At 60.7% G+C, this 12,306-nt stretch carries 12 protein-coding genes; 10 read left to right on the top strand and 2 right to left on the bottom strand.

Annotation, left to right across the window (positions count from 1 at the left end):
* Positions 1–26 precede the first annotated feature (26 nt).
* From HBR94_RS10085 to HBR94_RS10075, 3 genes are all read left to right on the top strand, one after another.
* Complete coding sequence (locus HBR94_RS10085) at positions 27–1,037, top strand: class 1 fructose-bisphosphatase (RefSeq protein WP_057437154.1); 1,011 nt, start codon at positions 27–29, stop codon at positions 1,035–1,037.
* Between the two features lie 237 nt (positions 1,038–1,274).
* Positions 1,275–1,529 (top strand): lipoprotein, encoded by a 255-nt coding sequence (locus HBR94_RS10080; protein WP_038445326.1) that lies wholly within the window; start codon positions 1,275–1,277, stop codon positions 1,527–1,529.
* 30 nt (positions 1,530–1,559) lie between these two features.
* A complete protein-coding gene (locus HBR94_RS10075) occupies positions 1,560–2,129 on the top strand; it encodes a lipocalin family protein (protein WP_032862264.1) in 570 nt (189 codons plus the stop codon).
* Between the two features lie 48 nt (positions 2,130–2,177).
* Here the strand turns inward: HBR94_RS10075 and HBR94_RS10070 are convergent, their stop codons facing one another.
* Entirely contained in the window at positions 2,178–2,486 is a 309-nt protein-coding gene (locus HBR94_RS10070) for a hypothetical protein (protein WP_170044674.1), read from the bottom strand.
* 338 nt (positions 2,487–2,824) lie between these two features.
* Positions 2,825–4,189, bottom strand: coding sequence for a formimidoylglutamate deiminase (locus HBR94_RS10065; RefSeq protein WP_170044672.1), 1,365 nt, complete (start codon positions 4,187–4,189; stop codon positions 2,825–2,827).
* A 147-nt stretch (positions 4,190–4,336) separates the two neighbouring features.
* Here HBR94_RS10065 and hutC point away from each other — a divergent pair, with 147 nt between their 5' ends.
* From hutC to HBR94_RS10030, 7 genes are all read left to right on the top strand, one after another.
* Positions 4,337–5,047 (top strand): histidine utilization repressor, encoded by a 711-nt coding sequence (gene hutC / locus HBR94_RS10060; protein WP_233093227.1) that lies wholly within the window; start codon positions 4,337–4,339, stop codon positions 5,045–5,047.
* A complete protein-coding gene (locus tag HBR94_RS10055; protein ID WP_170044670.1) occupies positions 5,044–5,604 on the top strand; it encodes a HutD family protein in 561 nt (186 codons plus the stop codon). Before hutC ends, HBR94_RS10055 begins: the two co-directional genes overlap by 4 nt.
* Before the next feature lie 391 nt (positions 5,605–5,995).
* Positions 5,996–7,681 carry a urocanate hydratase gene (hutU, locus tag HBR94_RS10050; RefSeq protein WP_057437164.1) on the top strand — a complete coding sequence of 562 codons (1,686 nt, stop codon included), beginning with the start codon at positions 5,996–5,998 and terminating at the stop codon, positions 7,679–7,681.
* A 175-nt stretch (positions 7,682–7,856) separates the two neighbouring features.
* A complete protein-coding gene (locus HBR94_RS10045) occupies positions 7,857–9,326 on the top strand; it encodes a cytosine permease (protein WP_057958050.1) in 1,470 nt (489 codons plus the stop codon).
* Between the two features lie 68 nt (positions 9,327–9,394).
* Entirely contained in the window at positions 9,395–10,363 is a 969-nt protein-coding gene (locus HBR94_RS10040; RefSeq protein ID WP_170044668.1) for an ABC transporter substrate-binding protein, read from the top strand.
* 72 nt (positions 10,364–10,435) lie between these two features.
* Entirely contained in the window at positions 10,436–11,287 is an 852-nt protein-coding gene (locus tag HBR94_RS10035; protein ID WP_170044666.1) for a proline/glycine betaine ABC transporter permease, read from the top strand.
* Positions 11,284–12,108: a glycine betaine/L-proline ABC transporter ATP-binding protein gene (locus HBR94_RS10030; RefSeq protein WP_115127186.1), complete on the top strand. Its 825-nt coding sequence runs from the start codon at positions 11,284–11,286 to the stop codon at positions 12,106–12,108. The genes HBR94_RS10035 and HBR94_RS10030 overlap by 4 nt, the downstream gene beginning before the upstream one ends.
* Positions 12,109–12,306: the final 198 nt, after the last annotated feature.

Below are 12,306 nucleotides of genomic sequence, written 5' to 3'. Positions count from 1 at the left end.
AGCCCCCCCATTCTCCGGAGCCGTCCATGTCCCGCGTTACCCTGAGTCGCTATTTGATTGAGCAGACCCGCAGCAACAACACCCCTGCCGATCTGCGCTTCCTGATCGAAGTGGTGGCGCGTGCTTGCAAGGAAATCAGCCACGCCGTGTCCAAAGGCGCGCTGGGCGGCGTCCTGGGCAGCATGGGCACTGAAAACGTGCAAGGCGAAGTGCAGAAGAAACTCGACGTGATTTCCAACGAAATCCTGCTCGAAGCCAACGAATGGGGCGGTCACCTGGCCGGCATGGCGTCCGAAGAAATGGACAATGCCTACCAGATCCCGGGCAAATACCCTAAAGGCGCGTACCTGTTGGTATTCGACCCGCTGGACGGCTCGTCGAACATCGACATCAACGCGCCAGTCGGCACCATCTTCTCGGTACTGCGTTGCCCTAACGAATACCTGAGCCAGAACGAAGCGCTGAACGAAAAGGCCTTCCTGCAGCCAGGCACCGAGCAGGTTGCTGCCGGCTATGCGATCTACGGCCCACAGACCATGCTGGTGCTGACCCTGGGTGATGGCGTCAAGGGCTTTACCCTGGACCGCGAAATGGGCAGCTTTGTGCTGACTCACGAAGACATCTCCATTCCTGCCTCGACCCAGGAATTCGCGATCAACATGTCCAACCAGCGCCACTGGGAAGAACCGGTCAAGCGCTACGTCAACGAGTTGATGGAAGGCGAAGAAGGCCCGCTGAAGAAAAACTTCAACATGCGCTGGGTGGCCGCGATGGTTGCCGACGTACACCGCATCCTGACCCGTGGCGGTCTGTTCATGTACCCACGCGACAGCCGCGAGCCGTCCAAGCCGGGCAAACTGCGCCTGATGTACGAAGCCAACCCGATGTCGTTCCTGGTTGAGCAGGCTGGCGGTGCGTCGACTGACGGCCACCAGCGCATCCTCGACATCCAGCCTGAAGGCCTGCACCAGCGTGTGGCGGTGTTCCTGGGGTCCAAGGAAGAAGTGGCGCGTGTGACGGGTTACCACAAGGCCTAAGGCCTTCTGTAGGAGCAGGCTTGCTCGCGAAGTATTCCCGGCGCAGCGCTGCGTTGGCTGGATGTTTTTCGCGAGCCAGCTCGCCTTTACAATGAATCATGCGCCAGACCAAGGCCCCGAAACGTTTCAGCGATTCGGGGCTTTTTTTGTTTTTGCCTTGCGGGAACCAGACCCCCCTTTTCCCTTCTAAGCTTCTGGCAGACCCCCACTGCTGCGTGTCCCTCCAGGAGCTCTACCATGTCGTTACGCCGTCTCGCCCTCTTGTGCTTTTGCGTGCTGTTGGCCGCTTGCAGCAAGGTCACCCAGGAAAATTACCAGAAGCTCTCGGCTGGCATGGCCAAGGCCGAGGTGGAGTCGCTGTTGGGTAAGCCCACCGATTGTTCTGGCGCACTGGGCATGTCCAGTTGCACCTGGGGCGATAAAAACAGCTTTATCAGCGTGCAGTACGCCGGTGACAAAGTTCTGATGTTTTCCGGGCAAGGCCTGAAGTAAACCGGGGCGCAAGCCTGCGGGAGAAGAAGAATGATGCGTTTTGTTTTATACCTTTGCGCCAGCCTGTTTTTGGCAGGCTGCGCCAGCCATTCTGGCGATGATCTGCAACCCAAGACTGTCGGCAGCGTCAACCTCAAGCGTTACCAGGGCACCTGGTACGAACTGGCCCGCCTGCCCATGTACTTCCAGCGCAACTGCGCGCAATCCGAGGCCCGTTACTCCCTGCTGCCCGATGGCGACATGTCAGTGTTCAATCGCTGCCTGACCACCGAGTGGAAGTGGGAAGAAGCCAAGGGCACGGCCACGCCGCAGGTCCCGGGCAAGACCGACAAGCTGTGGGTCGAATTCAATAACTGGTTCACCGCGTTGCTACCGGGCGTGGCCAAGGGCGATTACTGGGTGTTGTACGTCAGCGATGACTACAAGACCGCCATCGTCGGCAGCCCGAGCCGGCGCTATATGTGGCTGTTGTCACGCACGCCGACCGTCAGTGCCGACACCCGCGAAGACCTGCTGAGCAGGGCGCGCCAGCAGGGTTACGACACCACACGTTTGATCTGGCGTACGTCGGACAAGCAGATGGCCAAGACCTCGCAGTAATGCGAAACAAAGGGCGGGTTTTTTAATAAACCCGCCTTTTTTTTGCCCTCAGGTTCTGGCCGTGGCGGGGTGCAGGTATGCAATGGATCGATCAACCGTGGTCTTGGCGATCTCCAGTAAATGCCACACCGCCAACACCTTTGCCCGTTCGGGGCTTTGCAGCATCTCTCCACAATCGAGCGCCGTCGCTGACGCACTGTCCAGCAGGCTGGCGATGTAGAGCAGGGCGTCTTCGAAGCTCAAATCGTCGCGGGCACTGTGAGCATCTTGGGTCGGCAGGTAGTGGTCGATGGCGCGGTTGAAGGCGGCGCGGTCTTTGGCGGGGTCGCTGGGTGGGTCGGGGACAATTTTATGCATGGTGAAGCTCCTTGTGAGAATCGGAGCCGGTCCGTCGCGACTAAACGAAGGGTGGCGGCTGTACGCAGGTTAGTCGACCGGCCACAAGGAATCCGGCGCACCCGAGGGTGCCCTGCGCACAGCCGCCATAAAACTTCATGTGACCATGCGCCTTGTGATGTGCCGGGCGACTAAACCCGATCACTGATGAGCAGTGACAGACCGCAGGCTAGCCATCGAATCCAACAGGCACAAGGCGGCAGGGATTGTCTCGGAAACGTCCTGCAATTTAAAGGGACACGCCTTGCTGGCCCTTTACAAACCATGACCAACACTCCCACATGGGTTATGGGTTGTTCTTAAGACAACAAGTCTCTCAGGACTTGCGTGAAGGCCCGGCTGCTCTCTTCCTCGCCCGCATGATGCCCATCGCGCACCACCCACTGGCCGTTGACCAACACATCACGCACCTGCCGATCACCCCCGGCAAACAGCCAGCGGTTGAGAATCCCGTCTGCACTGGCCGTCGCCAGGTACGGATCATTGCCGTCCAGCACCAGCCAGTCCGCACGCTTGCCGACTTCCAGGCGACCAATCGGTTGCCCCAGCGCCTGGGCGCCGCCGTCGAGGGCTGCGTCATACAAGGTGCGGCCAACCATCGGTTGATCGCTGCGATACAGGCGGTTGCGCCGCTGGTCGCGCAGGCGCTGGCCGTATTCCAGCCAGCGCAGTTCTTCAACCACGCTCAATGACACATGGCTGTCCGAACCAATCCCCATGCGCCCGCCCTGGGCCAGGAAATCCACCGCCGGGAAAATCCCGTCGCCCAGGTTGGCCTCAGTGGTCAGGCACAGCCCGGCAATCGCCCGGCTGTTGGCCATCAATGTCACTTCGTCGGAGTTGGCGTGGGTGGCGTGCACCAGGCACCAGCGCTGGTCGACGTTCACATTGTCATACAGCCATTGCAGCGGGCGTTTGCCACTCCAGGCCAGGCAGTCATCAACTTCCTTTTGCTGTTCGGCGATGTGGATATGCACCGGGCAGCTCTTATCGCTGGCGGCCAATACCGCGCTGATCTGTTGCGGGGTGACTGCGCGTAATGAGTGGAAACACAGGCCCAGTTGCTGCGCCGGTTGCGCGGCCAGGATCGGTTGCAGGCGCGCTTGCAGCTCCAGGTAGTTATCGGTGCTGTTGATAAAGCGGCGCTGGCCGTCGTTCGGCGCCTGGCCGCCAAAGCCCGAGTGGCTGTAGAGCACTGGCAGCAAGGTCAGGCCGATCCCGCTGCTGGCCGCCGCCTGGCTGATCTGGCGCGACAGTTCGGTGGGGTCGGCGTAAGGCTGGCCGCTGATGTCGTGATGCACATAGTGGAACTCGGCGACCGAGGTGTAGCCGGCCTTGAGCATCTCGATATACAGCTGGCGGGCGATGACCTGCAATTGCTCGGGGCTGATCTGGCCGACCATGCGGTACATCAGGTCGCGCCAGGTCCAGAAACTGTCATTGGGGTTGCCGGCGACCTCCGCCAGCCCCGCCATGGCCCGTTGAAACGCGTGGGAATGCAGGTTCGGCATGCCCGGTAACAACGGGCCTCTCAGCCGCTCGGCACCGTCTGCACTGGCATTGGCCATCACGTTGGTCAGCAGGCCATCGGCGCTGACTTCAAGGCGTACATCAGTGGCCCATCCATTAGGCAGCAGCGCGCGTTCGGCAAAGAAAGCGGACATGATCAAGGCACCCCGGTCGTGTGTTTATTTGTATATACATATACAGACGTTTGCCTGCTCGGTAAACTCCGGCAATCTATGCATCTTTTCCCCCTGCAAGGATTCCCCGTGCCGACTCCGCCCGCCAAGTCCCCGCTGGCTGCCCACATGGACGAAAGTCCGGCGCCCTTGTATGCCCGCGTCAAGCAGATGATCAGCCAGCAGATTCTCAACGGCAACTGGCCGCCGCACTATCGCGTGCCGTCGGAAAGCGAGTTGGTCAACCAACTGGGCTTTAGCCGCATGACCATCAACCGGGCCCTGCGGGAGCTGACCGCCGAAGGTCTGCTGGTGCGCATGCAAGGCGTCGGCACTTTTGTCGCCGAGCCCAAGAGCCAGTCGGCGCTGTTCGAGGTGCATAACATCGCCGATGAGATCGCCTCCCGTGGCCATCGCCACACCTGCAAGGTGATTACCCTGGGCGAAGAAGCCGCCGGTTCCGAGCGCGCCGTGGCCCTGGAAATGCGTGAAGGCGGGCGGGTGTTCCACTCGCTGATCGTGCACTACGAAAACGATATCCCGGTGCAAATCGAAGACCGTTTCGTCAACGCGTTGGTGGCACCGGAATACCTGCAACAGGATTTCACCCAGCAAACCCCTTACGCCTATCTCAACCAGGTGGCGCCGCTGACCGAGGGTGAGCATGTGGTGGAAGCGATCCTGGCCGACCCGCAGGAATGCAAGCTGCTGCAGATCGAGACCGGCGAGCCGTGCCTGCTGATTCGCCGGCGCACCTGGTCCGGGCGTCAGCCGGTGACTGCCGCACGCCTGATCCACCCCGGTTCCCGCCATAGCCTCGAAGGACGTTTCAGCAAATGAGTGCAGTCAAGGTCTGGCGTGCTGCCGATTACGTACGCATGCCGTGGAAAAACGGCGGCGGCAGCACCGAAGAAATCACCCGTGATGCCGGCCACGGCCTGGAAGGTTTTGGCTGGCGCCTGTCGATTGCCGATATCGGGGAGTCGGGCGGCTTTTCCACGTTTGCCGGGTATCAACGGGTCATCACCGTGATTCAGGGTGCGGGCATGGTGCTGACCGTGGACGGTGAAGAGCAGCGCGGATTGTTACCGCTGCAACCGTTTGCCTTCAAGGGTGAAAGCCAGGTGGTGTGCCGCCTGATCACCGGGCCGATTCGCGACTTCAACCTGATCTACGCGCCCCAGCGTTACCACGCACGTTTGCAGTGGGTGGATGGGGTGCAGCAGTTTTTCAGTTCCGCGCACACCGTGCTGGTGTTCAGTGTGGCTGATGAGGTGAAGGTGCTGGGCGAAGTGCTGGGCCATCATGATTGTTTGCAGGTGGACGGTAACAGTGGCTTGCTGGATATCAACGTGACAGGCCGCTGCTGCCTGATCGAACTGACCGCACGCGATTAAACATATGGGAGCTGGCTTGCCTGCGATTGCGGTGTGTCAGACAAGTGGCTATCGCAGGCAAGCCAGCTCCCACATGGATATGTAGAGGCTGCACAATCTGTTTCCAGGCCCGCACCAAGTTGTTACCGAATGCCCCAGCATGGCGCAATGCCCTGCCTTTGTAGCAATCCTCCAGCGGTTCAAATCACCCCTTTCAGAAATTTCATAAAGCCTTTAAGCCTTTATTTCCAAGGCTTACACGCGCCTCGGCAATAAATCTTCAGCACGGACTTCCCAAGTTGGCAGTCAGATTGCATATGCTTGTATGTACAAGTAAAGGTGTGTGCATAAGAGTCGCTAAACATCCTCTTCGCACCATCGTGTTCGCGCATCGATTGCTGAGGAGTTTTTTGTGACTGACTTTTCCCAGAACAAGCCTACCAAGTACCGCGACGTTGAAATCCGCGCCGCCCGTGGCAACACGCTCACCGCCAAAAGCTGGCTGACTGAAGCGCCGCTGCGCATGCTGATGAACAACCTCGACCCGCAAGTGGCCGAGAACCCGAAAGAGTTGGTGGTGTACGGCGGTATTGGCCGTGCGGCGCGTAACTGGGAGTGCTACGACCAGATCGTCGAAAGCCTGACCAACCTGAACGACGACGAAACCCTGCTGGTGCAATCCGGCAAGCCGGTCGGCGTGTTCAAGACCCACAGCAATGCCCCGCGTGTGCTGATCGCCAACTCCAACCTGGTGCCGCACTGGGCCAGTTGGGAGCATTTCAACGAACTGGATGCCAAGGGCCTGGCCATGTACGGCCAGATGACTGCCGGCAGCTGGATCTACATCGGCAGCCAGGGCATCGTCCAGGGCACCTACGAAACCTTCGTTGAGGCCGGTCGCCAACATTACGACAGCAACCTCAAAGGCCGTTGGGTGCTCACTGCCGGCCTCGGCGGCATGGGCGGCGCCCAACCGCTGGCCGCGACCCTGGCCGGCGCGTGCTCGCTGAACATTGAATGCCAGCAGGTCAGTATCGACTTCCGCTTGAACAGCCGTTATGTCGACGAACAAGCCAGCGACCTCGACGACGCCCTGGCGCGCATCGCCAAGTACACCAAGGAAGGCAAGGCCATCTCCATCGCCCTGCTGGGCAACGCTGCCGAAATCCTCCCGGAACTGGTCAAGCGCGGCGTGCGCCCGGACATGGTCACCGACCAGACCAGCGCCCACGACCCACTCAATGGTTACCTGCCAGCCGGCTGGACCTGGGAGCAGTACCGCGCCCGTGCCAAGACCGAGCCGGCTGCCGTGATCAAGGCCGCCAAGCAGTCGATGGCCGTACACGTCAAGGCGATGCTGGACTTCCAGAAGATGGGCGTACCGACCTTCGACTACGGCAACAACATCCGTCAGATGGCGCAGGAAGAAGGCGTGGAAAATGCCTTCGACTTCCCAGGCTTTGTACCGGCCTACATCCGCCCGCTGTTCTGCCGTGGCATCGGCCCGTTCCGTTGGGCGGCACTGTCGGGCGACCCGCAGGACATCTACAAGACCGACGCCAAGGTCAAAGAGCTGATCCCCGACGACGCCCACCTGCACAACTGGCTGGACATGGCCCGCGAGCGCATCAGCTTCCAGGGCCTGCCGGCGCGCATCTGCTGGGTTGGCCTGGGCCAACGCGCCAAGCTCGGTCTGGCATTCAACGAGATGGTACGCAGCGGAGAACTGTCGGCGCCGGTGGTGATCGGCCGTGACCACCTGGACTCCGGCTCGGTGGCCAGCCCCAACCGCGAAACCGAATCCATGCAGGACGGTTCCGATGCTGTGTCCGACTGGCCGCTGCTCAATGCCCTGCTCAACACCGCCAGCGGCGCGACCTGGGTTTCGCTGCACCACGGTGGCGGCGTGGGCATGGGCTTCTCCCAGCACTCCGGCATGGTCATCGTCTGCGACGGCACCGACGAAGCCGCCGAGCGTATTGCCCGCGTGCTGCACAACGACCCGGCCACCGGGGTGATGCGTCATGCTGATGCGGGTTACCAGATCGCGATTGATTGCGCCAAGGAGCAGGGTCTCAATCTCCCGATGATCAAGTAACGCCTAGCTCGGTTTCTGTGGGAGCTGGCTTGCCTGCGATGCGGGCGACTGGGTCTGTCAGGCAGACCACAGTGATGTAATCGCAGGCAAGCCAGCTCCCACATTTGACCTGCTGTGTATTTGAAACATGTTTGAGCCGCACCACCGAAAACAATCCATTAGAGGTTGAACACCCATGGCTGCAAAAGACGCGCGTGCAAGCTCCACCCCGTTGATCGAAAGGCGTTCGATCGACTACATCCCGGAAGCGGAAAGACACGGTCGTCTATTGAGCCAGTTCACCCTGTGGATGGGCGCCAACCTGCAAATCACCGCGATTGTCACCGGGGCCCTGGCCGTGGTGCTGGGCGGTGATGTGTTCTGGTCGTTGATCGGTCTGTTGATCGGTCAACTGCTGGGCGGCGGCGTGATGGCGTTGCATGCGGCGCAAGGGCCCAGGCTTGGCCTGCCGCAGATGATTTCCAGCCGGGTGCAGTTCGGTGTGTACGGCGCAGCCATCCCGATTGTGCTGGTGTGTTTGATGTACCTCGGTTTCACCGCCACCGGGACCGTGCTGTCCGGCCAGGCGCTGGGCCAGTTGTTTGGGGTCAGCGACAGTGTCGGCATTCTGATTTTCGCCAGTGTCATCGTGCTGGTCACGGTGCTCGGTTACCGGGTGATCCATTTCATCGGCCGTGTCGCCAGCGTCATTGGGGTGATTGCCTTTGTCTACCTGTTCAGCCGTCTGATGAGCCAGACCGACGTTGGCGCGCTCCTGCAAATCCGTCACTTCAGCTGGAGCAGCTTCCTGCTCGCGGTGTCGCTCGCGGCCTCCTGGCAAATCGCCTTTGGGCCTTATGTGGCTGACTATTCCCGCTACCTGCCGCGCAACACATCCTCGGTGAAAACCTTTCTGGCCGCAGGCGCAGGTTCGGTCATTGGCGCCCAGGTGGCGATGATCCTCGGCGTGTTTGCCGCTGCGATGTCCAACGGGCAATTTGCCGGTAACGAAGTGGCCTACATCGTAGGTCTGGGCGGCACGGGGGCCACGGCGGCATTGCTGTACTTCAGCATCGCATTCGGCAAGGTCACCATCTCCACGCTGAACTCCTACGGCAGCTTTATGTGCATTGCGACCATCGTCAGCGGCTTTCGTGGGCGCATGGAGGTCACGCGCCTGCAGCGCCTGGTTTTCGTGCTGCTGATCGTCGGTGCGGCGACCCTGATCGCGCTGCTCGGCCAGCACTCGTTCCTCAGTGCGTTCAAGTCCTTCATCCTGTTTTTGCTGGCGTTCTTTACACCCTGGAGCGCGATCAACCTGGTGGACTACTACTGCATCACCCGCGACCGCTATGACGTGCCGGCACTGGCCGATCCGAACGGTCGCTACGGCCGCTGGAACCTGCTGGGTATCAGCGTCTATGTGTTCGGGGTGCTGGTGCAGTTGCCGTTCATCGCCACCAAGTTCTACACCGGCCCCCTGGTGGCCAGCCTGGGCGGGGTGGATATTTCCTGGATCATCGGCCTGGTACTGCCCGCCGCCCTGTATTACGTGTGTGCAAAAAAATGGCACGGCGCAATGCCTGAACGACTGATTTTGCCGATAGAGCAGGGCGCTACAGCTATAGCTACCCCTAAAAACAACGGGCTGATTACACAAGCCTGATGGGACGTGGACAAGGCAGGATGCCTTTTGACTGCCGTAATCCATTTCATGATTGGGAGCGTCACATAATGAGAATGCATAAGACCCTGCTGACCCCATTGCTCGCCGCCGGCCTGTTGGCCAGTGCTGGCGCCACCCAGGCGGCCGGCTGGTGCGAGTCGGGCAAACCGGTGAAGTTCGCCGGCCTGAACTGGGAAAGCGGCATGTTGCTGACCGACGTCCTGCAAGTGGTCCTGGAAAAAGGCTACGACTGCAAAACCGATAGCCTGCCGGGCAATTCCATCACCATGGAAAACGCCCTGGGCAGCAACGATATCCAGATCTTCGCCGAAGAGTGGGTTGGCCGTAGCGAAGTGTGGAACAAGGCCGAGAAGGCCGGCAAGGTCGTGGGTGTCGGTGCCCCTGTGGTCGGTGCGGTTGAAGGCTGGTACGTGCCGCGCTATGTGATCGAAGGCGACGCCAAGCGCAAACTCGAAGCCAAGGCCCCGGACCTGAAAAACATCGCCGACCTGGCCAAGTATTCTGCGGTGTTCAAGGACCAGGAAGAGCCCGCCAAAGGCCGCTTCTACAACTGCCCGGCCGGCTGGACCTGCGAGCTGGACAACAGCGAAATGCTCAAGAGCTATGGCCTGGAAAGTTCCTACACCAACTTCCGCCCTGGCACCGGCCCGGCGCTGGATGCGGCGGTGCTGTCGAGCTACAAGCGTGGCGAGCCGATCCTGTTCTACTACTGGTCGCCGACGCCGCTGATGGGCCAGGTGGACCTGGTCAAACTCGACGAAAAACCCGGTGTGGATAAACGCGTGACCATCAAGGTCGGCCTGTCCAAGACTTTCTACGAGCAGGCCCCGGAACTGGTGGCGGTGCTGGAGAAGGTCAACCTGCCCATAGACCTGCTCAACCAGAACCTGGCGCGTATGAGCAAAGAGCGCATTGACTCGGCGAAGCTGGCGAAGCTCTTCCTCAAGGAGCACCCGCAGGTTTGGCACGCCTGGGTCAGTGAAGACGCAGCCAAGAAAATCGACGCGGCCTTGTAGGCCCAGTGCCCCCGGCTACCCTGAACAGGCAGCCGGGCACCCGGCCACACTCCACTGGATCGAGAGCACGTTATGTTTCCTGAGAGTTTTACGTTTTCCATCGCCGACTGGGTCAACGGTTGGGTCGATGCACTGGTGACCAATTACGGCGATGTGTTCCGGCAGATCTCCGACACCTTGCTGTGGGCCATCGTCAACCTGGAAGGCCTGCTACGCGCGGCACCCTGGTGGCTGATGCTGGCGATAGTCGGCGGCGTTGCCTGGCACGCCACCCGCAAGGTGCTGACCACGGTGGTGATCGTCGGCCTGTTGTTCCTGGTGGGTGCGGTCGGCCTGTGGGACAAGCTGATGCAGACCCTGGCGCTGATGATGGTGGCCACGGTGATCTCGGTGCTGATCGGCATTCCCCTGGGCATTCTCTCTGCGCGCAGCAATCGCCTGCGCTCGGTGTTGATGCCGCTGCTGGACATCATGCAGACCATGCCCAGCTTCGTGTACCTGATCCCGGTATTGATGCTGTTCGGCCTGGGCAAGGTGCCGGCGATTTTCGCCACGGTGATCTACGCCGCGCCGCCACTGATTCGCCTGACCGACCTGGGCATTCGCCAGGTGGACCGGGAAGTGATGGAAGCCATCAATGCCTTCGGCGCCAACCGCTGGCAGCAACTGTTTGGCGTGCAACTGCCGCTGGCCCTGCCGAGCATCATGGCCGGGATCAACCAGACCACGATGATGGCCCTGTCAATGGTGGTGATCGCCTCGATGATCGGCGCCCGTGGCTTGGGTGAAGACGTATTGGTGGGCATCCAGACCCTTAACGTCGGGCGCGGCCTGGAGGCTGGCCTGGCGATTGTGATTCTCGCAGTGGTCATCGACCGCATTACCCAGGCCTATGGTCGTCCACGGCATGAGGCGAGCAAATGACTACTGTCAGCAAGATCGAAGTGAAAAACGTATTCAAGATTTTCGGTGCGCGTGAGCAGGAAGCCCTGGCGCTTATTGGCCAAGGCCAGACCAAGGACCAGGTGCTGGCACAGACCGGTTGTGTGGTGGGCGTGAATGACCTGTCCCTGAGCATCGGTACCGGCGAGATCTTTGTGATCATGGGCCTGTCGGGTTCCGGCAAGTCCACCCTGGTGCGCCACTTCAACCGCCTGATCGACCCCACCAGCGGCGCGATCCTGGTGGACGGCGAAGACATCCTGCAACTGGATATGGAAGCCCTGCGCCAGTTCCGCCGGCACAAGATCAGCATGGTGTTCCAGAGCTTCGGCCTGCTGCCCCACAAGAGCGTGCTGGACAACGTCGCCTATGGCCTGAAAGTGCGCGGTGAAACCAAGCAAGTGTGCACCGAGCGTGCATTGCACTGGATCGAAACCGTGGGCCTGAAGGGCTACGAAAGCAAATACCCGCACCAGTTGTCGGGCGGCATGCGCCAGCGCGTGGGCCTGGCCCGGGCCCTGGCGGCCGACACCGACATCATCCTGATGGACGAGGCGTTCAGCGCCCTTGACCCACTGATCCGCGCCGAGATGCAGGACCAGTTGCTGGAGCTGCAAAAGACCCTGCACAAGACCATCGTGTTTATCACCCACGACCTGGATGAGGCCGTGCGCATCGGTAACCGCATCGCGATCCTCAAGGACGGCAAGCTGATCCAGGTCGGCACGCCGCGGGAGATCTTGCATTCGCCGGCGGATGAGTATGTGGACCGGTTTGTTCAGCGGCGGGCGGCGGTGGTCTGAGCTGGGGTTTGTGGTGAGTCGGCTGGCCTCTTCGCGAGCAAGCCCGCTCCCACAGGGGAACGCATTCCAAGTGTGGGAGATTCTATGGTTTTGGGGAAGCCCCCAAAACCGCTTTTGACTGGTATTCGCTCAGGTTTTTCATGAGCGAAAAGGCGATGCGCGCCAGCTTGCGGCCAATGATGACCAGGGCTTGAGTCG

It is taken from the genome of Pseudomonas sp. WS 5412, assembly GCF_012985615.1.
Lineage (GTDB): Bacteria > Pseudomonadota > Gammaproteobacteria > Pseudomonadales > Pseudomonadaceae > Aquipseudomonas > Aquipseudomonas shahriarae.
This window is presented reverse-complemented; position numbering and strand designations above follow the sequence as displayed.